22 protein-coding genes are annotated in these 22,512 nt (G+C 45.1%); 8 read left to right on the top strand and 14 right to left on the bottom strand.

Annotation, left to right across the window (positions count from 1 at the left end; all coding sequences use genetic code 11):
* Positions 1–83 precede the first annotated feature (83 nt).
* Positions 84–1,025, bottom strand: a complete 942-nt coding sequence (locus AAFX28_RS12700) for a flagellar motor protein MotB (RefSeq protein ID WP_408688132.1) — start codon at positions 1,023–1,025, stop codon at positions 84–86.
* Between the two features lie 10 nt (positions 1,026–1,035).
* Complete coding sequence (pomA, locus tag AAFX28_RS12695; RefSeq protein ID WP_408688130.1) at positions 1,036–1,800, bottom strand: flagellar motor protein PomA; 765 nt, start codon at positions 1,798–1,800, stop codon at positions 1,036–1,038.
* A gap of 258 nt (positions 1,801–2,058) precedes the next feature.
* Here pomA and xseB point away from each other — a divergent pair, with 258 nt between their 5' ends.
* From xseB to dxs, 3 genes are read left to right on the top strand one after another with little or no spacing between them, the layout of a single operon-like run.
* A complete protein-coding gene (xseB, locus tag AAFX28_RS12690; protein ID WP_408688128.1) occupies positions 2,059–2,301 on the top strand; it encodes an exodeoxyribonuclease VII small subunit in 243 nt (80 codons plus the stop codon).
* Positions 2,302–2,321: 20 nt separating this feature from the next.
* A complete protein-coding gene (ispA, locus tag AAFX28_RS12685) occupies positions 2,322–3,206 on the top strand; it encodes a (2E,6E)-farnesyl diphosphate synthase (RefSeq protein ID WP_408690868.1) in 885 nt (294 codons plus the stop codon).
* Between the two features lie 20 nt (positions 3,207–3,226).
* Positions 3,227–5,092, top strand: a complete 1,866-nt coding sequence (gene dxs, locus AAFX28_RS12680; RefSeq protein ID WP_408688126.1) for a 1-deoxy-D-xylulose-5-phosphate synthase — start codon at positions 3,227–3,229, stop codon at positions 5,090–5,092.
* Between the two features lie 61 nt (positions 5,093–5,153).
* Here dxs and truC read toward each other — a convergent pair whose 3' ends face one another.
* Positions 5,154–5,876 carry a tRNA pseudouridine(65) synthase TruC gene (truC, locus tag AAFX28_RS12675; RefSeq protein ID WP_408688124.1) on the bottom strand — a complete coding sequence of 241 codons (723 nt, stop codon included), beginning with the start codon at positions 5,874–5,876 and terminating at the stop codon, positions 5,154–5,156.
* Entirely contained in the window at positions 5,869–6,189 is a 321-nt protein-coding gene (locus AAFX28_RS12670; RefSeq protein ID WP_408688123.1) for a YqcC family protein, read from the bottom strand. The genes truC and AAFX28_RS12670 overlap by 8 nt, the downstream gene beginning before the upstream one ends.
* A gap of 76 nt (positions 6,190–6,265) precedes the next feature.
* On the opposite strand from AAFX28_RS12670, the gene AAFX28_RS12665 reads away from it, so the two are divergent.
* Both AAFX28_RS12665 and AAFX28_RS12660 read left to right on the top strand, forming a co-directional pair.
* Positions 6,266–7,303, top strand: coding sequence for a DUF3549 family protein (locus AAFX28_RS12665; protein ID WP_408688121.1), 1,038 nt, complete (start codon positions 6,266–6,268; stop codon positions 7,301–7,303).
* Positions 7,304–7,305: 2 nt separating this feature from the next.
* Positions 7,306–7,605, top strand: a complete 300-nt coding sequence (locus tag AAFX28_RS12660) for a DUF3301 domain-containing protein (protein WP_408688120.1) — start codon at positions 7,306–7,308, stop codon at positions 7,603–7,605.
* Here AAFX28_RS12660 and AAFX28_RS12655 read toward each other — a convergent pair.
* On the bottom strand, positions 7,553–8,071 hold the full coding sequence (locus AAFX28_RS12655) for a GNAT family N-acetyltransferase (RefSeq protein WP_408688119.1): 519 nt from the start codon (positions 8,069–8,071) through the stop codon (positions 7,553–7,555). The genes AAFX28_RS12660 and AAFX28_RS12655 overlap by 53 nt on opposite strands.
* A gap of 789 nt (positions 8,072–8,860) precedes the next feature.
* Here AAFX28_RS12655 and AAFX28_RS12650 point away from each other — a divergent pair.
* Complete coding sequence (locus AAFX28_RS12650) at positions 8,861–9,148, top strand: hypothetical protein (RefSeq protein ID WP_408688117.1); 288 nt, start codon at positions 8,861–8,863, stop codon at positions 9,146–9,148.
* Between the two features lie 204 nt (positions 9,149–9,352).
* Here the strand turns inward: AAFX28_RS12650 and sucD are convergent, their stop codons facing one another.
* The 8 genes from sucD to sdhC form a co-directional block, all read right to left on the bottom strand.
* Positions 9,353–10,225, bottom strand: a complete 873-nt coding sequence (sucD, locus tag AAFX28_RS12645) for a succinate--CoA ligase subunit alpha (protein ID WP_005476019.1) — start codon at positions 10,223–10,225, stop codon at positions 9,353–9,355.
* A complete protein-coding gene (sucC, locus tag AAFX28_RS12640) occupies positions 10,225–11,391 on the bottom strand; it encodes an ADP-forming succinate--CoA ligase subunit beta (protein WP_004744517.1) in 1,167 nt (388 codons plus the stop codon). Before sucC ends, sucD begins: the two co-directional genes overlap by 1 nt.
* A gap of 206 nt (positions 11,392–11,597) precedes the next feature.
* Positions 11,598–12,803 (bottom strand): 2-oxoglutarate dehydrogenase complex dihydrolipoyllysine-residue succinyltransferase, encoded by a 1,206-nt coding sequence (gene odhB / locus AAFX28_RS12635; protein WP_408688116.1) that lies wholly within the window; start codon positions 12,801–12,803, stop codon positions 11,598–11,600.
* A 28-nt stretch (positions 12,804–12,831) separates the two neighbouring features.
* Positions 12,832–15,657 carry a 2-oxoglutarate dehydrogenase E1 component gene (gene sucA, locus AAFX28_RS12630; protein ID WP_408688114.1) on the bottom strand — a complete coding sequence of 942 codons (2,826 nt, stop codon included), beginning with the start codon at positions 15,655–15,657 and terminating at the stop codon, positions 12,832–12,834.
* A 94-nt stretch (positions 15,658–15,751) separates the two neighbouring features.
* Positions 15,752–16,462, bottom strand: a complete 711-nt coding sequence (locus tag AAFX28_RS12625) for a succinate dehydrogenase iron-sulfur subunit (protein ID WP_408688112.1) — start codon at positions 16,460–16,462, stop codon at positions 15,752–15,754.
* 18 nt (positions 16,463–16,480) lie between these two features.
* A complete protein-coding gene (gene sdhA, locus AAFX28_RS12620) occupies positions 16,481–18,247 on the bottom strand; it encodes a succinate dehydrogenase flavoprotein subunit (protein ID WP_408688110.1) in 1,767 nt (588 codons plus the stop codon).
* Positions 18,248–18,592, bottom strand: a complete 345-nt coding sequence (gene sdhD / locus AAFX28_RS12615) for a succinate dehydrogenase, hydrophobic membrane anchor protein (RefSeq protein WP_004413188.1) — start codon at positions 18,590–18,592, stop codon at positions 18,248–18,250.
* Positions 18,586–18,978, bottom strand: a complete 393-nt coding sequence (gene sdhC, locus AAFX28_RS12610) for a succinate dehydrogenase cytochrome b556 subunit (RefSeq protein ID WP_408688108.1) — start codon at positions 18,976–18,978, stop codon at positions 18,586–18,588. Before sdhC ends, sdhD begins: the two co-directional genes overlap by 7 nt.
* Before the next feature lie 395 nt (positions 18,979–19,373).
* On the opposite strand from sdhC, the gene AAFX28_RS12605 reads away from it, so the two are divergent.
* Positions 19,374–20,663, top strand: coding sequence for a citrate synthase (locus AAFX28_RS12605; RefSeq protein WP_408688107.1), 1,290 nt, complete (start codon positions 19,374–19,376; stop codon positions 20,661–20,663).
* 201 nt (positions 20,664–20,864) lie between these two features.
* Here the strand turns inward: AAFX28_RS12605 and AAFX28_RS12600 are convergent, their stop codons facing one another.
* On the bottom strand, positions 20,865–21,623 hold the full coding sequence (locus tag AAFX28_RS12600) for a Nif3-like dinuclear metal center hexameric protein (RefSeq protein ID WP_408688105.1): 759 nt from the start codon (positions 21,621–21,623) through the stop codon (positions 20,865–20,867).
* A gap of 122 nt (positions 21,624–21,745) precedes the next feature.
* Here AAFX28_RS12600 and AAFX28_RS12595 point away from each other — a divergent pair, with 122 nt between their 5' ends.
* Entirely contained in the window at positions 21,746–22,495 is a 750-nt protein-coding gene (locus tag AAFX28_RS12595) for a DUF1853 family protein (protein WP_408688103.1), read from the top strand.
* Positions 22,496–22,512: the final 17 nt, after the last annotated feature.

The following is a 22,512-nucleotide window of genomic DNA, read 5'->3' as shown; positions in this document are numbered from 1 at the left end:
ATAAGAGTTGTTCTCTAAGGGCGCAAGATTATACATGAATGAATGACCATAAAAAAGACGAGCCTTTCGCTCGTCCTTTTCTTTTATCTAATTACTGGTACTTCATCGCTGAGTAGCGCCTCGCCCTGCATGATACTGATTTCCACACGACGATTTCGAGAACGCTGTGCTTCGGTATCATTTGGTCCTAGCGGCTCAGTGTCGGCCATACCTCGAACACGCAGGCGACCATGGTCAAAGCCTCGCACTTTTTCCATCTCTTGCGCTACAGATACGGCTCGTTGAGCGGATAAATCCCAGTTAGAACGATAAAGTTCAGAATCAATGCGTTGGTTGTCTGTGTGACCCGATACACGGATTATGCCCGGAATATCTTTGACCAAATCAGCAATCTGTCTCACAAGTGGCCTAAACTTCGGCTGTAAGAATGCAGAACCTTCCGGAAACGCGCCCTTCTCACGTATGCGAATATCGATCTGCTGACCAAGGTTTTCTACCTCGATCGCACCTTGCTCAATTTCTCGTTCAAGCGCCTTCTTGATACTCTCCATGATGGTCTCAAGCTCTTGAGACATCTCCGCGGATTGCTGTTGCTCGTTATCAGACTCTGAGTTCTGGTTATTCTGCGTCGAAGTATCCGGTGATTGTCCACCAGTCAACTTACCTTCATCACGCTGCGTACCACCGGCTCTATCAGACTCCCCTTCATGAAACTCTAAGGTTTGCTGAGTAATGTCGATAGTCTGTTGCATGATGACATCAATCGGTGTTGGTTCTGGACGCCCAGGACGAAACTCTTGAGCAATGATACTAGTCCCTTTCGGAATATCTTTTACTTCCAATCGGTTTTGAACACCGAAAGCAAACTTCATCGACCCCGCGATCTGTTTAAACTTCAATACGTCCATTTCAGAAAACGAGAGCAGAAGTACGAAGAAACACATCAGCAGCGACATTAAGTCGGCAAAAGTCCCCATCCATAGCGGGAGGCCAGGCGGCGGACATTTGGGTTGTTCTTCTTCCATACCTTCGACCTTACTCGTTATCTACATCAAGAGCACGCTTACCTTCGTTGAGGTAATTCTTGAGGTAACTATCGATGACACGAGGGTTCTGACCATCTTGAATAGCCAACACACCATCCATAACTAGACGACGATTCAGTTTTTCTTGCTCACGGCGAAGAGAGAGTTTGTCAGCAATCGGGAAGAACACCATGTTAGAGAGAATAGCACCATACAAGGTCGTCAAAAGCGCTACCGCCATTGCAGGGCCGATCGCTTTAGGATCGTCCATGTTTGAAAGCATCGCTACTAGGCCAACCAGTGTACCGATCATCCCCATTGCTGGTGCTACGTCGCCAAAGGCTCTAAATACACTCGCACCAAAATCGTGACGTTCATCAGTTAACACAATATCTTTCTGCAGCGCCGCTCTTACAACATCTGCATCATGGCCATCCACCAGCAAATCGATGCCTTTTTGCATAAAGCCATTGGTAATTTCCATCTCTTCTAGAGCTAGGAAACCGCCTTTACGCGCAGCATCAGCCATTTCAACCACTTTGGCAATCAAGTCTTCTGGCTCATCAGCCTTAAACATGAATGCTTTACCCGCGATTTTTGCCGCACCAAAGAATTGCCCCATGGTAAACTTCATTAAGACGACGAAAGTAGAGCCACCCACTACGATAAGGATCGATGTCACATCGACGAACATCATAATGCTTCCGCCAAGTATCATTGCCATGATAACGAAAGCAAAACCGCCTAACAGTCCTACCAGCGTTGCTAAATCCACAGAGCACTCCTCATGCTATTTTGAGCTTCTATCAAAGTATATCGGCAACGTGTTCAGATCTTTAGTTTTTTATTGGTAACCCATTCACATAAATGTAAACACCTGCGTCTTCCTTTTTCAGAATCAACAGCTCAAAGTCATCCGAACTGTACGATAGACTGCCAAAGCTCGATTTTTCTGACAATTTTACTCGGTTAAATTTGACCATCATTATCGGCTAAGGTAACTTTCGTGCATCTTTGTCAAAGTAGAAACGTTATGGCGAGCAAGAAACCTGAAAACATGACCTTCGAGGCGACAATCGACGAGCTCGATGTCATCGTAGAAAACCTTGAAAATGGTGATTTAGCATTGGAAGATGCACTCAAAAAGTTTGAGCGTGGTATTTCGCTTGCTCGTGCAGGCCAAACAAAACTCAGTGACGCCGAACAGCGTGTCAGTATTTTGCTGCAAAACGATGACGAATCACCATTAAGTGACTTTGACGGCCAGCCTGAGTAATCGATAGAAATATGTCTGTTATGCAAGAGGCATTAACCTCATTTCAACAACGCAATAATGATCAGCTAAATCTTTGGCTGCAAGCTCTGCCACACCAAAACCAATCTTTGATTGAAGCGATGCGCTACGGCCTATTACTAGGTGGAAAACGCGCTCGTCCATTTTTGGTATACATCACGGGCCAAATGCTAGGCTGTGATGCAAAAGACCTTGATACGCCTGCTTCAGCAGTCGAGTGTATTCATGCCTACTCATTAATTCATGACGATCTTCCAGCAATGGATGATGATGAGCTGCGTCGAGGACAACCGACATGCCATATCAAATTTGATGAAGCGACCGCGATCTTAACTGGCGACGCATTACAAACTCTCGCTTTCACAATCTTAGCTGACGGTGATTTGAACCCTAACGCTGAGTCGAACCGTATAAAGATGGTTAAAGTGCTAGCAGATGCCTCTGGTGCAAATGGCATGTGTATGGGCCAAGCATTAGATTTAGCTGCTGAAAATCGCTCAGTGTCTCTACAAGAGCTGGAAGAGATTCATCGTAACAAGACCGGCGCTCTAATGAAGTCAGCAATACGCTTAGGCGCCCTTGCTGCAGGTGAAAAAGGTCTTGAGGTGATGCCACTTCTTGACCAGTACGCCGATGCGGTTGGCTTAGCATTCCAAGTGCAAGACGATATCTTAGATATTATTGGCGACACAGAGACACTAGGGAAACCTCAAGGCTCTGACCAAGAATTAAACAAAAGTACTTATCCAGCACTGCTTGGATTAGACGGAGCTATTAACAAAGCTCACACTCTGTTAAATGAAGCACTTCAAGCTTTGGAAGCAATCCCATACAATACAGAGTTACTCGAAGAGTTCGCCCGATATGTCATCGAGCGCAAGAACTAACACAATAAGCGCGCATTTATATGACTCTTGATATTTCAAAATATCCAACACTCGCTCTAGCAGATACGCCTGATGAGCTACGTAGTCTTCCAAAAGAAGTGCTACCGAAACTGTGTGATGAATTACGTACCTACTTATTGAATTCAGTGAGCCAATCTAGTGGCCACTTAGCTTCTGGCTTAGGAACGGTTGAACTCACAGTCGCGCTTCACTACGTATACAACACACCTTTTGACCAATTGGTGTGGGATGTAGGTCACCAAGCGTATCCGCATAAGATCTTAACGGGTCGCCGCGATCAGATGCCAACTATTCGTCAAAAAGACGGCTTACACCCATTTCCATGGCGCGATGAGAGTGAATACGACACATTGTCTGTCGGTCACTCTTCTACATCGATCAGTGCTGCTTTAGGAATGGCAATTAGTGCAGGCAAAGAAGATAAAAATCGTAAAGTTGTTAGCGTAATTGGCGACGGGGCGATTACCGCGGGCATGGCGTTTGAAGCAATGAACCATGCCGGCGACGTTCACCCAGACATGCTGGTTATTCTTAACGACAACGAAATGTCGATTTCGGAGAACGTTGGTGCACTGAACAACCACCTAGCTCAAGTTCTTTCAGGTAACCTTTACACATCGATTCGTGAAGGCGGCAAAAAGGTTCTATCCGGTGTTCCACCAATCAAAGAGCTGGTTCGTCGTACTGAAGAACATCTCAAAGGCATGGTCATTCCAGGGACTCTTTTCGAAGAGCTTGGCTTTAACTACATTGGCCCAATCGATGGTCATGATGTTAACGAACTGATTAAAACTCTTAAGAATATGCGTGAACTAAAAGGCCCACAGTTCCTGCATATCATGACTAAGAAAGGCAAAGGTTACGAACCTGCAGAGAAAGATCCAATCGGCTACCACGGTGTACCTAAATTCGATCCTAGCCATACATCTCTACCTAAGAGCAGTGGTGGAAAGCCAAGCTTCTCGAAAATCTTTGGTGACTTCCTATGCGATATGGCAGCGCAAGATCCTAAGCTAATGGCGATTACACCAGCCATGCGTGAAGGCTCTGGTATGGTTCGTTTCTCTAAAGAATACCCAGAACAATACTTTGATGTTGCGATTGCAGAGCAGCACGCCGTGACGCTAGCGACGGGTATGGCTATTGCGGGTGACAACCCGATTGTTGCTATTTACTCAACGTTCTTACAGCGTGGCTACGATCAATTGATTCACGATGTTGCCATCATGGACTTACCTGTAATGTTCGCCATTGACCGTGCGGGATTAGTTGGTGCAGATGGTCAAACTCACCAAGGTGCGTTCGATCTTAGCTTCATGCGCTGCATTCCAAACATGGTGATCATGGCACCAAGTGATGAAAACGAATGCCGTCAAATGCTCTACACCGGCCATAAACATACAGGTCCATCTGCGGTTCGCTATCCGCGTGGCACTGGCATGGGGACTGAGATTGAAAAAGAGTTTACAGCTCTTGAAATCGGCAAAGGACGTGTGGTTCGAAATGGCGAGAAAGTAGCTATATTGAGCTTTGGTACTTTCTTGGGTAACGCTCTAGAAGCCGCTGAATCATTAAATGCAACTGTCGCTGACATGCGCTTCGTGAAGCCTTTAGATGAAGAGCTGATCAAACAACTTGTTGAAGACCATGACGTGATTGTCACTCTCGAAGAGAACGCTATTGCCGGTGGTGCTGGCGCTGGAGTGATTGAGTTCATGATGAAAGAAAAAATTCTGAAACCAGTGCTAAACCTTGGTTTGCCAGATAAGTTCATCGCACAAGGTACTCAAGATGAGCTTCATCAAGAGCTTGGTTTAGATTCGCAAGGAATTGAACAATCGATTCGTGGCTACTTAGCGAAATAGTGACCGATTCTTCTGTTTGTTAAAAAGCCCTCTTCGGAGGGCTTTTTCATTTTTAGTCAATTTAACTCGGTATTTGCCAATCAAACTCAGCACACAACTTGTGCCATGTTTCATCAACGCCCGCTTTTATCACCAGCTTCTCATGGGTAAACGGATGAACAAACTCTAAGCTTGATGCATGCAAAAGCAGTCTGTGAGAGTCGTAGACCTCTCTATACAACTTATTATGCTTACCATCGCCATGAGTCGTGTCACCAACAATAGGATGCCTTAGGTGAGCCATATGACGCCTTAACTGGTGTTTACGTCCTGTAAGTGGTTTCATCTCCATCAAACAGTAACGAGTCGTTGGAAACTTACCAGTTGAATGAGGCACTTCCACTTTTGCCAGTGGTAAATAATCAGTGATCGCTTCTTGCGCTTCTTTCTCTTGGCTTGCGTGTTTATCTGCGATTTTATCTAGCTCAACCTTCAAGGCGTAATCTAGACGACCAGACTCCTCAATCCAACCACGGACAATCGCATGATATGTTTTTTCCATCTCATGATTTGCAAACATAGGCATCACTTGCGAAGCCACTTCACTAGACAGGGCAAAAATAAGCACTCCCGATGTTGGGCGATCAAGGCGATGTAATGGAAACACGTGCTGACCAATTTGGTCACGTAAGGTTTGCATCACAAATTGCGTTTCGTGTTTATCCAACCAACTACGGTGTACCAACATACCAGCAGGCTTGTTAACAGCAACAAAATATTCATCTTGATAAACAATCTCAAGCATCACTGCATACCTTATCTACTTGTTGAATGAGATTAACTAGAGTCGTCATTGATGGCTGCTCTTTCCAGTTTTCTTCAAAATATGGTGCCATCGAAAACCCGACGGGGATCGGCTGATTAGTGGTAAGTAATCCGCGCATACGAGCAATGAAAATCCATTGAAGCCACTCTTGTGGAGCCAAGGTATCAATAGCAAAAGGCTCTTGGCTAGTTAGCGCTTGATCATTCGGAGACGTCTCTTGCCACTGGCCTAGATTACGCAGTTCGCCCTCTAAAGCATCGAGGAGCGTGACTAATTGTATTTCTTTCGTCATTAATCTTTATATTGGACCTTGAAAATTGCCCTAAGAGTACCATTTATAGAGGAAAGAAAGTTAGGACAATTCTCTAATGGAAACCATTCATACCCTTACCCAACTGCTTACAGATAGCGATTGCCAGTACCAAGTCTTTGATCTTGGACGTCGAATTAAAACTATTGATGCAAAAACTTTCGCAGATACGGAAAAAGGTCAATTACCTTATCCTTATCCAATGCAGCGCAAAGCTCATATTGCGATCGCGTATTGGAACCAAGAGCAGCAGCCATGGATTTGGTTTCTAAAGTTTGAGTTGGATGAACGTGGTCTACTTAAACAATCTGATATCGGTAACTTTCTGAAGTATGTCATTGAGGCTATGGGCACTCGCATCAATCAAGAGATGACCGAGGAACAACAAGAGAAACTGTCTAACAATCCTTATACCTTCAAACCAGCCGAAGATAAGATGGCGGTGTTCCACAGCCAGATTCGAGCTTCTTTAGATATGCCTTGTAGTCAGTACTACGAACATGCTCAGCACTATTTTTCAGGTGGTTTAGAGTGGGATAAGTGGCACACTGTTGGCTTGCAAGGCGTCACCGACATTTGTGCTCGTCTTGGCCAAGAACAAAACGGCGTCAACGTGCGTAAGGCTCTGAAGCAGCTTCCGAATGAACCTCTTTATGCGCTTCTGGGAGCACTAGAGCACACCGAACTTTCAGATAAGTTGGCAGAGCGAATCGCCGAAATGGCCAAGCAGCAGATTGAGAGTGAACAACCTGACCTGTTCCTACTTTCAGCACTCACTCGAGCTCTCGCGGGTGCCCCTGTATCGATCGCTCAGCCTATTGTTGATGCAATTTTGGCGAGCCCACGCTTAAGCCATCAAGAAGTACTTATCGGTATTGCTGGGCGCAGCTGGCATTGGTTAAGTAACGTCACCATTGCTGAACAATTCCTACTACGTTTAGCACAAACAGGTAACCAAACTCTGTTTAATCAGCTGTTTGCCGATCTTGTTATGCTACCTGAATTGAGAATGGTGCTATTGCCACTATTACACTCAAGTCCATCACAAGAGCTTGCTCAAGCACTTATTCGACTGCAACAAGCGACTAAGGCGTAATTATGATTCAAGACCTCTTTGCTATTCTAGCCCTTGCGATTGTATGTCTTATTTTTTGGCAACAAAGACGTCAAGCTGAGATCGCCAAAGGTATCGCTGCGCGTAAATGCAAAGAGCTTGATCTTCAATTAGTGAGCGTTGCCCTTAAAAGCCACAAACTCAAAACGCCAGACGGTGTCTGGCGTTGGCATTCTGTGTATCAGTTTGAATTCTCATCCCTTGGGGATGATTGCTACCAAGGGGAAATTATTATGCAAGGCTTTCGACTAGCAAAGGTGGCTCTGCCGCCACATCGGATGTAAATAGATACTCCCCATAAGGGCCGAACGTATCTTCTTTATGTGCGTTTAAAACAAAGCCAAGCTTGGTTAAGATCCGAATTGAAGGCTCATGCCCAACGTTTGCAGTTGCGATAACTTTGCTGATGTTTAAATCCCGTAGCGCCTTAGGGAAAAATGCTTGTAATGCTTCACTCGCAATCCCTCTTCCCCAATAGTTCTTATCAAAGATAAAGCCCAATTCAGGTTCACTATCTAGGTCAGACAAAAATACATGCCCGACATATTCACGTGTAGCGCTATCTAGTACCGCCATGGCATAGATATTACGGTCTGTCAGTACCTGTTCAAATAGTTTCTTTGCTGATGACACTGTATGTGCACCATTCATTTGTGCGCGGTTAATCGCACAGCAGTTGAGCATAAGAAACTCAGATTGTAATGATTCGTTATAAGGTACTAATAACGATCGGCGAGTCACAATAGTCATGACACATCCTTGTAAGCAGCAGTTCTTGTCTTATAAAACAAAGCCGAAAATTTATACCAACTGATCTCAACCTTTATTGATCTAGGTTGTTTTTAGTACATTGTTATTAGAGTTATTAGTAAAGGTGGGATCTAAGAAAAACCCCGACACGTTAGTATCGGGGTTATAAGTCTTACTCGCAGCAATCCGGCTACAAAAGGTGCTCCATGCATCTTCCTTAATAGTTACTGAATCCTTCAGTAAAATCCTACTATCGCCTTCCTAGCGGTGTCCTAATCATCCTGATAGCTAACATATCCTCGTTAGCACACATCACTCTATCCGTAAGTGGTGTCCTGTGTATCTTCCTGATACGATTCCTAGCCTCTTCCTAGAGGTGTCCATTGTCGTCCTTGTCACTAACATCCTGTTAGTGCTTGTTTCCTTACAATGTCCTTTCGCTCCATGCTTGATTAACTATCCTAGTTAACCAATCTTCATCCTGAAGATTCCCAATCCTTGGTCTTTCCTGTTCCGTGTCAGTATCCTTCCGACAGGTTCTAATTTACGCGAATTGCAGATTGAGACAATGTCTTCGGCAAATAAAAATGGCGTAACAAGTTTGAAACAAACAATAATAGTCAAAATAATCATATATTTAGAATAAGGTTAAGTGATTATCTTGAGATACAAACGCTATTTATCTCACAGCAGGTGTGAGAGATCTCGCACAGAGCAATTCATAATTTTCTATTCGCTAATTGGGTGCGGGCTGAGTATGATGATTTGTATAAGCGAAATGGAGGTTTTATGCTTACTCAAGATGTTAGCCAAGAGCTAAAAGATGTCCTTGAACAGTTACACGCTGAGGGTAAGCAGCCCACAGTTGCATTGGTAAAAGCGCGTTTGAGCACACCTATCCCAATGCCTGCTCTTATTACCACACTAAAAAGTTGGAAGAACTCGAATCGTGTACCTAAAGTTGAAGTAGCGGCGAAAACTGAATCAAACGATCAGGATCGTATAAAGCAATTGGAGCAAGAGGTTGCGCAGTTGAATAAGCGTATAGCAGCCTTAGAGAGCAAATTTGGACTTTAAGCTCCCGCACGTTCTATCCGTCATTCATAAGAGGGAGGTACGACCGGATTGGGATTGGGAAAAGTCCCTCCAACCAAGTCGGAAATAAGTAGAGATTCTTTACTCTCTCCTTCGTCGTTCTAAGGAATGGCAAACACTTATAGCGCACAAAAATAAAAAGGCTTGGCATTACGCCAAGCCTTTATTTATTTGAATCAGGTTAGATTACCAACCAGTGATCTCACGAAGACCTTTACCGATGTCTGCAAGAGACTTCACAGTCTTAACGCCTGCAGCTTCTAGTGCAGCAAATTTGTCTTCCGCAGTACCTTTACCACCAGAGATGATCGCACCTGCGTGACCCATACGCTTACCAGGAGGAGCAGTAACACCCGCAATGTAAGAAACAACTGGTTTAGTTACGTTCTCTTTGATGAACGCTGCCGCTTCTTCTTCTGCAGTACCACCGATCTCACCAATCATTACGATTGCTTCAGTTTCTGGGTCTTCTTGGAACAGTTTTAGGATATCAATGAAGTTTGAACCTGGGATTGGGTCACCACCGATACCAACACACGTAGACTGACCAAAGCCTTCGTCTGTCGTTTGCTTAACCGCTTCGTACGTCAACGTACCAGAGCGTGAAACGATACCCACTTTACCCTTCTTGTGGATGTGACCAGGCATGATACCAATCTTACACTCGTCTGGAGTGATTAGACCTGGACAGTTAGGACCGATCATGCGAACGCCAGTTTCTTCAAGCTTCACTTTAACATCGATCATATCTGTTGTTGGGATACCTTCAGTGATCGTTACGATTAGCTCGATACCTGCGTCGATCGCTTCTAGAATTGCATCTTTACAGAAAGGTGCAGGAACGTAGATAACGGTCGCAGTTGCGCCAGTTGCTTCTACAGCTTCACGTACAGTGTTAAATACAGGTAGACCTAGGTGAGTTTGACCACCTTTACCTGGAGAAACACCGCCAACCATTTGCGTACCGTACGCGATCGCTTGCTCAGAGTGGAAAGTACCTTGACCACCAGTGAAACCCTGACAGATTACTTTCGTGTCTTTATTAATTAGTACAGACATTATTTGCCCTCCGCAGCAGCAACAACTTTCTGAGCTGCGTCAGTTAGCGACTCAGCAGCAATGATATCAACATCAGAATTAGCAAGAACTTCGCGACCTAGGTCAGCGTTAGTACCTTCCAGACGAACAACTACTGGTACGCTTACACCTACCTCTTTAACCGCACCGATAATACCTTCAGCGATCATGTCACAACGTACGATACCACCGAAAATGTTTACTAGTACTGCTTTTACATTGTCATCAGATAGGATGATCTTGAATGCTTCTGCTACACGTTCTTTCGTTGCGCCGCCACCTACGTCAAGGAAGTTAGCTGGCTTACCACCGTGTAGGTTTACGATATCCATCGTACCCATTGCTAGACCAGCACCGTTAACCATACAGCCAACATTACCGTCTAGTGCTACGTAGTTTAGTTCCCACTGAGCAGCGTGTGCTTCACGCTCATCTTCTTGAGATGGATCGTGCATTTCACGTAGTTTAGGCTGACGGTACATCGCGTTTGAGTCGATGTTGATCTTGCCGTCAAGACATAGAAGGTTGCCTTCACCAGTGATTACAAGAGGGTTGATCTCTAGTAGAGCTAGGTCGTACTGAGAGAACATGTTGCCAAGACCCATGAAGATCTTAACAAATTGTTTGATTTGGTCGCCTTCAAGACCCAGTTTGAACGCAAGTTCACGGCCTTGGTAAGCTTGAGGACCTACTAGTGGATCGATAGCTGCTTTGTGAATCAACTCTGGCGTTTCTTCTGCAACTTTCTCGATTTCTACACCACCTTCAGTAGAAGCCATGAATACGACTTTACGCGTAGCACGGTCAACAACAGCACCTAGGTATAGTTCGTTAGCAATGTTTGATGCTTCTTCAACTAGGATTTTTGTTACAGGCTGACCATTTGCGTCTGTTTGATAAGTTACTAGGTTTTTACCTAGCCACTTTTGTGCGAACTCTTTTACGCCATCTTTAGTGTCATGTAGTTCGACACCACCGGCTTTACCACGTCCACCTGCGTGAACCTGACATTTAACAACTTTCTTCTCAGTAGAGATGCGACCTGCAGCTTCGAAAGCTTCTTGTGGCGTGTCACACGCGTAGCCTTCCGGTACAGGCAAACCGAATTCTGCAAACAGCTGTTTGGCTTGGTATTCATGCAAATTCATTTTGATATTCCGTTTATTTTCCCTTAAGGGATTATTATTTCCATAACGTCGCTATGTTGCGTACGTCTGTAGGGTCTTCTCAAATAAATCACTCTATATTTCAACAACAAAGAATGACTCAAGTGAAGGCCAGACAGTTGAGCTAGTCTAGCCTTTGAAACTATCGAACGTCTAGCTACCCAAGGTAACTAGACGTTTTAGCGATATTAAACGTCTAATAGCAGACGTGCTGGATCTTCTAGTAGCTCTTTAATTGTTACTAGGAAACCCACAGACTCACGGCCATCGATTAGACGGTGATCGTAAGATAGAGCTAGATACATCATAGGTAGGATTTCAACCTTACCATCCACTGCCATCGGACGCTCTTGGATCTTGTGCATACCAAGAATTGCCGACTGAGGTGGGTTGATGATTGGCGTTGACATTAGTGAACCAAATACACCACCGTTAGTGATAGTGAAGTTACCACCCATAAGTTCATCAACAGTTAGCTTGCCATCACGACCTTTGATTGCTAACTCTTTAATGCCCTTCTCTACATCAGCGAAACCTAGCGTGTCACAGTCTTTCAGAACCGGTGTTACTAGACCACGTGGCGTCGATACCGCCATGCTGATGTCGAAGTAGTTGTGGTAAACAATATCATCGCCATCGATAGATGCGTTTACTTCAGGGTAACGTTTTAGCGCTTCTGTTACTGCTTTCACATAGAAAGACATGAAGCCTAGACGAATACCATGACGCTCTTCGAACTGGTCTTTGTACTGCTTACGAAGATCCATGATTGGCTTCATGTTCACTTCGTTAAACGTTGTCAGCATTGCTGTGTTGTTCTTCGCTTCTAGAAGACGGTTCGCTACTGTCTTACGCAGACGAGTCATAGGAACACGCTTCTGGCTACGAGCTGCTGCTGGCGCTTCTGCTACTGGAGCTTCCGCTTTAGGTGCTGCTTTCGCGTTTGCGATGTGCGCATCAATATCTTCACGAGTGATACGACCGCCAACACCTGTACCTTTAACTTGGCTAGCTTCTAGACCATGCTCAGCAAGTAGGCGACGAACAGCTGGGCTTAATGCATCGTTGCTTTCTTCAGTCAGCGCGGCTTTGTGACGCTTATCTGGCGATGCTTCTGTCGACTCAGTTGTATCCGTTGTTGGTTCACCCGCTACTGCGCCTGGCTTGAGCTTAGCGATTAGCTGTTTAGAAAGTACCGTTGCACCTTCTTCTTCAATGATAGCTTCTAGAACACCGGCTTCTGGAGCTGGTACTTCTAGAACAACTTTATCAGTTTCGATATCAACCAGTACTTCGTCACGCTCTACTGCGTCACCAGGTTGTTTGTGCCAAGTTGCTACTGTAGCGTCTGCAACAGATTCAGGTAAATCTGGAACCAGAATTTCAATTGTCATATCTGTTTCTTCCTTTAACTTCTAGTTCTTAATCCGAAGTTTTTGTATTCACGTTCAGCGCATCTTCAACCAGCGCTTTTTGTTGTTTCAAGTGTACTGACATATAACCAACAGCTGGAGACGCTGACGCTGGACGACCAGCATATTTAAGATCAGCACCTGCTGGGATCGCAGCACGGAAGTTGTGTTGGCTACAGTACCAAGCACCTTGGTTTTGAGGCTCTTCTTGACACCAAACGAAATCTTCTACGTTTGTGTATTGCTCAATCGCTGCTTTTACTTCATCCAGAGGGAATGGGTAAAGCTGTTCGATACGAACAATCGCTACATCGTCTTGCTCATTGTTACGGCGCTGTTCTAGTAGGTCGAAATAAACCTTACCTGAACAGAACACTACGCGTTTCACTTTCGCTGCATCTAAGCTGTCAATTTCAGGAATTGCTGGTTGGAAAGTACCATCCGCAAGCTCTTCCATTGTCGACGTACATAGTGGATGACGAAGTAGAGACTTCGGAGACATCACGATCAGTGGACGACGCATTGGTCGAACAACTTGACGACGAATCATGTGGTAAACCTGAGCTGGTGTTGATGGAACAACAACCTGCATATTTTGTTCAGCACATAATTGTAGGTAACGTTCTAGACGTGCAGATGAGTGCTCAGGGCCCTGACCTTCATAGCCATGAGGTAGAAGCATCGTTAGACCACATAGACGTGCCCACTTCTGCTCACCTGATGAGATAAACTGGTCAATAACAACCTGTGCACCGTTTGCAAAGTCACCAAACTGCGCTTCCCAAAGGGTCAGGCCGCTTGGCTCTGCAGTTGCGTAACCATATTCAAACGCCAGTACCGCTTCTTCAGACAATACTGAGTCGAATACTTGGAAAGGACCCTGTTTGTCGTGAATATTCGCTAGAGGAACGAATGTGCTCGCGTCATTTTGATTGTGCAGAACAGAGTGACGGTGGAAGAACGTACCACGACCAGAATCCTGACCAGAAATACGAATGCGTTTTCCGTCGTCAACAAGAGTTGCGTACGCTAGAGTCTCAGCCATACCCCAATCAATAGCTTTCTCGCCACTGATCATCGCTTTACGATCGTTGTAAAGCTTGTTTACACGGCTTTGAAGTTTATGGCTATCTGGGTAGTCCGTTAGGCGATTACCAAGCTCGACAAGGCGGTTAGCGTCAAACTTATTATCCCACTCTACATCCCAGTCATGGCCAAGGTATGGTGACCAGTCTACAGAGTGCAGAGCCATCGGGCGCCATTCTTTAACTACAACTTCACCGTGATCCAATGCATCACGATACTCATTGACTAGTTGAGTTGCTGTATCGATACCAAGAACTTCTTTCTCCATCAGCACGTCTGCATATAGCTTACGTGGCGTTGGGTGCTTCTTGATTTTTTGATACATCAGAGGCTGAGTCGCGTTTGGCTCGTCCGCTTCGTTGTGACCATGACGACGGTAACAAACCAAGTCAATCACAACATCGCGTTTGAATTCATTACGGTAATCAAGTGCAATGCGCGTAACAAATGCAACAGCTTCAGGGTCGTCCGCATTCACGTGGAAAATTGGAGCCTGTACCATCTTAGCGATATCAGTACAGTACATAGTCGAACGTGTATCATTCGGGTTAGATGTTGTGAAACCTACTTGGTTATTCACAACGATACGAACGGTACCGCCCACTTGGAAACCACGCGCTTGAGACATATTAAATGTCTCTGCCACAACACCCTGACCTGCAATCGCAGAGTCACCGTGAATAGTAATAGGAAGTACTGTACTACCTGTCTTATCGCCTAAACGATCTTGACGAGCACGAACCGAACCAATAACTACTGGGTTTACGATCTCTAGGTGAGATGGGTTAAACGCCAATGCTAGGTGAACATCGCCACCTGGCGTTGCAAAATCCGCAGAGAAACCTTGGTGGTATTTAACATCACCAGTGCCCCACGTTTCATCATGCTTACCCGCAAACTCATCGAATAGGTCTTGTGGCTTCTTACCTAACACGTTTACCAACATGTTTAGTCGACCACGGTGAGCCATACCGATAACCACTTCACGCATGCCACTCGCACCCGCATGACGAATCAATTCTTTCGTCATTGGGATCAGTGCATCACCACCTTCTAGTGAGAATCGCTTAGCACCTGGGAATTTTGCACCTAGGTAACGCTCTAGACCTTCAGCTGCTGTCAGCTCGTCTAAGAACATGTGCTTTTCATCATTAGAGAAAGAAGGTTGACCAACGACAGACTCTAAACGTTGCTGGATCCAACGTTTCTGCTCTGTGTCTGTCATGTGCATGTATTCTGCACCGATAGAACCACAGTAAGTTTTCTTTAGAGCTGAGTAGATATCTTTCAACTGCATTGTTTCTTGGCCAATGGCAAAAGAACCAACGTTGAAGGTCTCTTCTAGGTCATCTTCGGTAAGATTGTGGAATGCAGGTTCTAGCTCCGCCACAGGTGGACGTTGCCATAAACCAAGAGGGTCAAGCTGTGCCGCTTCGTGTCCACGGAATCGGTAAGCATTGATTAGTTGGAGTACTTTAACTTGTTTAGCGTCGACATCTGGATCACTAACCTGGACACTGTAATGCTTTGTTTCTTGAGCGAGTCGTCGGAAGTAGTCACGGACACGTGAATGAGGTTGTTCTACCACCTCTTCTGATGGCTTAGGTAAACCATCAAATACACGTTTCCACTCCTCACTTACCAGATCGGGATCACTTAGATACAGTTCGTAGAGGTCCTCTACATACGTTGCATTGGCGCCAGCCAAGTGTGAAGACTCGAGCCATGCCTTCATCACGCCGTTGTGCATATTTTCCCTTAACCAGTAGTTTTCACGTTTGCTTCGGTCTTACGCCGAGCTATTAAGAGCCGACCGAACTTAGGTCGGCAATTTTTTTGTTAAATTAAACCGAACGATTTACAAGCATGGTCTTAATATGACCAATAGCTTTCGTCGGATTTAGTCCCTTAGGACAAACACTTACACAATTCATGATGCCATGGCAACGGAAAACGCTAAATGCATCATCAAGATTTGATAGACGTTCATCTGTTGCTGTATCGCGGCTATCAATTAACCAGCGGTAAGCTGCCAATAGACCTGCTGGTCCGATAAATTTATCAGGATTCCACCAGAAAGATGGGCATGACGTCGTACAACATGCACACATGATACATTCGTACAGGCCATCTAAATGAGCACGCTCATCTGGAGTTTGCAGGTTTTCACGTGATGGCGGTAGAGCACCGTCATCAATCAAGAAAGGCTTAACTTTCGCATAGTTATCGTAGAACTGTGTCATGTCAACGATAAGATCTCGAACAACTGGCAAACCTGGTAATGGGCGAATCACAATCTTGTCTGCTTTGAGAGCAGATAGTGGCGTAATACACGCTAGGCCATTTTTACCATTCATGTTCAGACCGTCTGAACCACATACACCTTCACGGCAAGAGCGGCGGAACGAGATGGTTGGATCTTGCTCTTTAAGCAAAATCAATGCATCTAGAAGCATCATGTCTGAGCCTTCTTCCACTTCAAGCGTGTAGTCTTTCATGTACGGCTTTTGATCAACATCCGGATTGTAACGGTACAAAGAGAAATTCAGTTTCATAGTTCTATCCTCCTTTCCTTAGTACGTACGTGCTTTCGGTGGGAACGCTTCACGGTGAATCGGTTCCATGTTTACATCACGCTTAGCCATTGATTCCGTTTCAGGGTTGTAGATTGAGTGACATAGCCACTGCGCATCATCACGGTCAGGGAAGTCAAAGCGAGCGTGTGCTCCACGGCTTTCTGTACGGTAGTTTGCCGCTACAGCCGTTGCGTAAGCTGTTTCCATCAAGTTTTCTAGTTCTAGACACTCAATACGCTGAGTGTTGAACTCTGTTGACTTATCAGCAAGGTGTGCGTTCTTCAGACGCTCACGGATAACTTTAAGCTCTTCAAGACCTTTAGCCATTGCATCACCTTCACGGAATACCGAGAAGTTGTTTTGCATACATTGTTGTAGGTCTTTACGGATTTGAGCAGGGTCTTCACCCTCAGTGCTGTTTTCCCAGCGGTTGTAACGCTCTAGAGAACGCTCAATGTCAGCTTCTGTTGCTGGTTTCGCATCAGCTTGCTTAGCTAGAGTTTCACCTAGATGCAGACCTGTTGCACGACCAAATACCACCAAGTCTAGTAGCGAGTTACCACCAAGACGGTTAGCACCATGAACCGATACAGATGCAATTTCACCACAAGCGAATAGGCCTTGAACTTCAACGTCAGCGCCATTTTCGTCTTGCTTAATAGCCTGGCCAGAAACCTGAGTTGGTACACCACCCATCATGTAGTGACATGTAGGGATTACAGGGATTGGCTCTTTCACTGGGTCAACGTGAGCGAATGTACGAGACAGTTCACAAACACCCGGTAGGCGTGACTCAAGCGTCTCCTTGCCTAGGTGATCCAATTTCAGTTTAATATGTGGACCCCATGGACCATCACAGCCACGGCCTTCACGGATTTCGATCATCATTGAACGAGCAACAACGTCACGACCAGCAAGGTCTTTTGCGTTTGGAGCGTAGCGTTCCATGAAGCGTTCACCATCTTTGTTAAGAAGGTAACCACCTTCACCACGACAGCCTTCTGTTACAAGAACACCTGCACCAGCGATACCCGTTGGGTGGAACTGCCACATTTCCATGTCCTGCATTGGTACGCCAGCACGTAGAGCCATACCAACACCATCACCAGTGTTAATGTGCGCATTCGTTGTCGATGCGTAAATACGACCAGCACCACCAGTAGCTAGGATGGTTGCTTTAGACTTGAAGTAACAAACTTCACCCGTTTCCATGCACAATGCAGTACAGCCAAGCACTACACCATCTTCATTCTTAACGATATCTAGTGCATACCACTCAGAGAATACAGTCGTTTTGTGCTTGATGTTTTGTTGATAAAGCGTGTGTAGAAGCGCGTGACCTGTACGGTCAGCCGCCGCTGCTGTACGAGCCGCCTGCTCACCACCAAAGTTCTTTGACTGACCGCCGAAAGGACGCTGGTAAATAGTACCGTTGTCGAAACGAGAGAAAGGTAGACCCATCTTCTCAAGTTCAATTACTGACTCAGGGCCATTCTTACACATGTACTCGATAGCATCTTGGTCGCCGATGTAGTCAGAACCTTTTACCGTATCGTACATGTGTTGCTCCCAATGGTCTTCGTGTGCGTTACCTAACGCAACCGTAATACCACCTTGAGCTGAAACCGTGTGTGAACGTGTTGGAAATACTTTAGAAAGCAATGCACATGAAAGGCCTTGCTCAGAGATTTGTAGCGCAGCACGCATGCCTGCACCACCAGCGCCGATTACTACGGCATCAAATTCGCGAACTGGAATAGACACTTACGCACCCCACAGAATAAATAGACCAGAGAAGAAGTAACCAAACAGTACAGCAATAACCGCTAACTGTAGGCCGCCACGAAGCTTAGCGCATTTAATGTAGTCAGTAAGAACCTGCCACAAGCCAATCCAAGCGTGGATTAGGACAGAAACTAACGCTAGCATCGTGAACACTTTAGTGAACGTGCCACCAAAGAACTGAGTCCAAGATACGTAAGAAATATCCGTGAAAGCACAGAAGCTAACCAGATAGATTGTGTAAAGTGTCATGATGATCGCAGTAGCACGAATCAATAGGAAATCGTGTACACCATTACGACCAAAAGATGAAATATGTTTTACCACACCATGATCCCCGCTAGTAGTGACAGTACGGCTGTCGCTGCGAATGCAACCTTAGCGCTCATCGCGCCAGATTCCAGCTCTTCAAAGTGACCTAAATCCATCAGAAGGTGACGGATACCACCAGCAATGTGGTAGGCCAACGCCGTTAGAATTCCCCACAAGATAAACTTCACAAAGAAGCCATCGACGATGTCGACTGCTTGTGCGTAACCAACAGGAGATGATAAGGAAATGGATAGTAACCAAAGTAGGATTCCGATCGCGACAAACGTAATTACACCAGAAACACGGTGTAAGATAGATGCGATTGCTGTGATCGGAAAGCGAATGGTCTGTAAATCTAAATTAACAGGTCTTGACTTTCTTTCTTTCACGGGCTTGCTCACTCAGCTCCATTGAGCATTTATAGTTATGAACGAATTTTGGTTGCAAACCTGCAAAAGTTAACATTTATTTAACAAACAAACCCACCAAACGACCGGGTATTTTGTAAAAAAATTGTTAACAACAAGGATTAAAACTTCACCTCACAATTGTTTCAAGCCTTGAATTTATAAGGTTTCCACCAAAATTGACTGCGCCACTATACGGCTGGCAACATTCTAATACAATTGATGTAACAATTTTTGCTACACAGCCCAGATTTTTAACGTTTTACATTTAAAAAATAATAACAAGTGCACACATCAGAGGAGAAAAATTGACTTTGATAACGAACACACGTACAAAAATGTCACACAAACATCCTGGACGGATAAAATAATAAACAAAGGAGATTGTTATGGCAGATAAGAAAGCTACCCTTCATGTTGAAGGTCAAGCGCCTATCGAGCTGCCAATTATGGAAGGTGCTCTTGGCACACCCGTGATTGATGTTCGTAAACTGGGAGCAAATGGATTTTTCACTTTTGACCCAGGTTTTCTTGCCACTGCATCTTGTGAATCTCAAATCACCTACATCGACGGCGGCAAAGGGATTCTTTTGCACCGCGGTTACCCAATTGATCAGTTAGCTAACAACGCTGATTATTTAGAAGTATGTTACATCCTTCTTTATGGTGAAGCCCCAACACGTGAACAATACGAGCAATTCAAAACAACTGTCACTCGTCACACTATGGTCCATGAGCAAATCGCGAGCTTCTTCCACGGCTTCCGTCGTGACGCTCACCCAATGGCTGTTATGTGTGGTGTGGTTGGTGCACTTGCTGCGTTCTACCACGATTCATTAGATATCAACAACGACGAACACCGCGAAATCGCGGCATACCGACTACTGTCGAAAATGCCAACACTTGCGGCAATGTGTTACAAGTATTCAATCGGCCAGCCATTCATTTACCCACGTAATGACCTAAGCTACGCTGAAAACTACCTGCACATGATGTTCGCTAATCCTTGCGAAGAGTACGAAGTTAACCCTGTTGTTGCTCGCGCTATGGATAAGATCTTTACACTACACGCAGACCACGAGCAGAACGCTTCAACATCGACTGTACGTCTATCTGGTTCTTCGGGTGCTAACCCATTTGCATGTATCGCAGCAGGTATCGCCTCTCTATGGGGTCCAGCTCACGGCGGTGCAAACGAAGCATGTCTGAAGATGCTAGAAGAGATCGGCAGCGTTGAGAACATCCCAGAGTACGTTGAACGTGCGAAGGATAAAGAAGACCCGTTCCGCCTAATGGGCTTTGGTCACCGTGTTTACAAGAACTACGACCCTCGCGCAACAGTTATGCGTGAAACGTGTCACGAAGTTCTTAAAGAGCTTAACATCAAAGATCCGCTACTTGATGTGGCAATGGAACTTGAACGTATCGCTCTATCAGACGAATACTTCGTTTCTAAGAAACTGTACCCGAACGTCGACTTCTACTCAGGTATCATTCTGAAAGCAATCGGTATTCCTGTATCTATGTTTACAGTTATCTTCGCAATCTCTCGTACTATCGGTTGGATTGCACACTGGAACGAAATGCACAGCGATCCACTGAACCGTATCGGTCGCCCTCGCCAGCTATACACTGGTGAAGTACAGCGTGAATTCTCACCTCTACATGAGCGTGAATAATAGCTGACAAGCAATAATAAAGGGCTGATGTGTGAACATCAGCCCTTTTTATTAGTTGTCATCCTCAAGAACGAGGCACGAGTGAGTTGTGGATCTCTCACCGCGAGCTGCCAACCTTTAGAGATTCCTTACTTTGTCATTCTTCGGTCTAAAGAATGACAAATCTTTCTCTCGCAGGGTGTAGCCTGTTCCGGTTCTGACCTAAACCGGGTTATCAATATCAATAAACTCGACATCCAAACCATGTTCTTTTGCTAACCATTCCCCTAGAGCTTTAATGCCGTAGCGCTCTGTTGCATGATGACCTGCAGCAAAGTAATGGATATCTTGCTCACGTGCTGAATATGTCGTGCGCTCCGAGATTTCGCCAGAGACGAACGCATCTAGACCATTTTGAGCCGCTAGCTCGATATAATCTTGGCCACCACCAGTACACCAACCAACCGTTTCGATCATCTTATCAGCGTTATCAGGAGCGATATGTAATGGTTCGCGCTTGAGCACTTGATTGATCTTGGTCGCAAACTCAGCACCTGTCATCGATGTTTTTAGTCGACCAAACATTGCAACAGATTGTGCGTGACCTTCTAGACCACCTTCAACCTCAATCTCCAACAGACGAGCAAGCTCTGCGTTGTTTCCTAACTCAGGGTGGATATCTAACGGCAAATGATAACCCAACAGATTGATGTCATTTTTAATTAAGGTGCGGATTCGCTTGCCTTTCATACCTCGAATAGGCTCGGGTTCACCTTTCCAAAAGTAGCCATGATGCACAAGCAAAGCATCTGCATTGAATTCTACTGCTTTATCAATTAACGCCTGCGAAGCCGTTACGCCGGTAACGACCTTTTTAATCTGTTCTTTTCCTTCGACCTGCAAACCATTTGGTGCGTAGTCTTTGATTAACTGTGGTGAGAGCTTTTCGTTGAGGATTTTTTCTAATTGTAAGTTATTCATGACAGCTTCCATCTAATTGTCAGCGTTGCGCTTTATCTTGTTTTGCAAAGTGTATTCGAACCGTAGCAACCTTACCAGCACCTCGCTACAATAGTGATGGTCAAGCAAATATAGGTTTAAGGATGAACGCTTTACAACGCTTCTATCACTGGGTACACGAAACTCCATCTCTTTTTGAGTTAACGCCGCCGTTCGTCGATGTAAAAACGTTAAACCCTGCACCATTGAAACAGTCTGAGTATCAAGGGAATCCTAGATTAGGTTTTATCTACCAACATTTGTGTACCGAACTAATTACCAATAGTGACCACTATTCGCTTGAAGCCGAAGAGATTCAAATTAACAGAGCCTCTGGACAGACACTTGGAGCGATAGACCTCATCTTGCGTCACAACGAATCTCAAAACCTCGAACACTGGGAAGTCGCCATCAAGTTTTACCTCCTACACCAAGGAACTTGGTACGGTCCTAATGCTCACGATCAGCTTGATAAGAAACTCCATCGAATGCTCACTCATCAATTAAAGATGAGCTCCTCACACGAGTTTGGTCAACAATACCCTCAGTACAATGAGTTATCTGAACACCTCTTGATTCAAGGGAGACTCTACATCAACCCATTCTCATCAGAAACCATTCCAACTGAATGTTTAGGTTTACCACTGAACCCTACGCAAATATCCGGTTATTGGTGCTATCAAAGTCAGTGGGAACAAATCGATGAGCCGCTTTATGAGCTTGCTAAACCACTCTGGGCGGTAGGATTAGAAGAGTTTATTCAGCCTATCGACAAGCCCGATGGGCGGTTTATACATGCTCAAACGAAAAGCGGCAAATTTTGGTTTGTAGTGCCTGATAGTTGGCCAAACTAATAAAGACACATCCTCAA

Source organism: Vibrio sp. TBV020 (assembly GCF_046056895.1).
Taxonomy (GTDB): Bacteria; Pseudomonadota; Gammaproteobacteria; order Enterobacterales; family Vibrionaceae; genus Vibrio.
This window is presented reverse-complemented; position numbering and strand designations above follow the sequence as displayed.

What these genes read in the sequence shown, in the direction of transcription:
- AAFX28_RS12700 (WP_408688132.1), bottom strand. Translation starts at nt 1,025, where the DNA reads ATGGAAGAAGAACAACCCAAATGTCCGCCGCCTGGCCTCCCGCTATGG.
- xseB (WP_408688128.1), top strand. Translation starts at nt 2,059, where the DNA reads ATGGCGAGCAAGAAACCTGAAAACATGACCTTCGAGGCGACAATCGAC.
- ispA (WP_408690868.1), top strand. Translation starts at nt 2,322, where the DNA reads ATGCAAGAGGCATTAACCTCATTTCAACAACGCAATAATGATCAGCTA.
- dxs (WP_408688126.1), top strand. Translation starts at nt 3,227, where the DNA reads ATGACTCTTGATATTTCAAAATATCCAACACTCGCTCTAGCAGATACG.
- truC (WP_408688124.1), bottom strand. Translation starts at nt 5,876, where the DNA reads ATGCTTGAGATTGTTTATCAAGATGAATATTTTGTTGCTGTTAACAAG.
- AAFX28_RS12670 (WP_408688123.1), bottom strand. Translation starts at nt 6,189, where the DNA reads ATGACGAAAGAAATACAATTAGTCACGCTCCTCGATGCTTTAGAGGGC.
- AAFX28_RS12665 (WP_408688121.1), top strand. Translation starts at nt 6,266, where the DNA reads ATGGAAACCATTCATACCCTTACCCAACTGCTTACAGATAGCGATTGC.
- AAFX28_RS12660 (WP_408688120.1), top strand. Translation starts at nt 7,306, where the DNA reads ATGATTCAAGACCTCTTTGCTATTCTAGCCCTTGCGATTGTATGTCTT.
- AAFX28_RS12655 (WP_408688119.1), bottom strand. Translation starts at nt 8,071, where the DNA reads ATGACTATTGTGACTCGCCGATCGTTATTAGTACCTTATAACGAATCA.
- AAFX28_RS12650 (WP_408688117.1), top strand. Translation starts at nt 8,861, where the DNA reads ATGCTTACTCAAGATGTTAGCCAAGAGCTAAAAGATGTCCTTGAACAG.
- sucD (WP_005476019.1), bottom strand. Translation starts at nt 10,225, where the DNA reads ATGTCTGTACTAATTAATAAAGACACGAAAGTAATCTGTCAGGGTTTC.
- sucC (WP_004744517.1), bottom strand. Translation starts at nt 11,391, where the DNA reads ATGAATTTGCATGAATACCAAGCCAAACAGCTGTTTGCAGAATTCGGT.
- odhB (WP_408688116.1), bottom strand. Translation starts at nt 12,803, where the DNA reads ATGACAATTGAAATTCTGGTTCCAGATTTACCTGAATCTGTTGCAGAC.
- sucA (WP_408688114.1), bottom strand. Translation starts at nt 15,657, where the DNA reads ATGCACAACGGCGTGATGAAGGCATGGCTCGAGTCTTCACACTTGGCT.
- AAFX28_RS12625 (WP_408688112.1), bottom strand. Translation starts at nt 16,462, where the DNA reads ATGAAACTGAATTTCTCTTTGTACCGTTACAATCCGGATGTTGATCAA.
- AAFX28_RS12605 (WP_408688107.1), top strand. Translation starts at nt 19,374, where the DNA reads ATGGCAGATAAGAAAGCTACCCTTCATGTTGAAGGTCAAGCGCCTATC.
- AAFX28_RS12600 (WP_408688105.1), bottom strand. Translation starts at nt 21,623, where the DNA reads ATGAATAACTTACAATTAGAAAAAATCCTCAACGAAAAGCTCTCACCA.
- AAFX28_RS12595 (WP_408688103.1), top strand. Translation starts at nt 21,746, where the DNA reads ATGAACGCTTTACAACGCTTCTATCACTGGGTACACGAAACTCCATCT.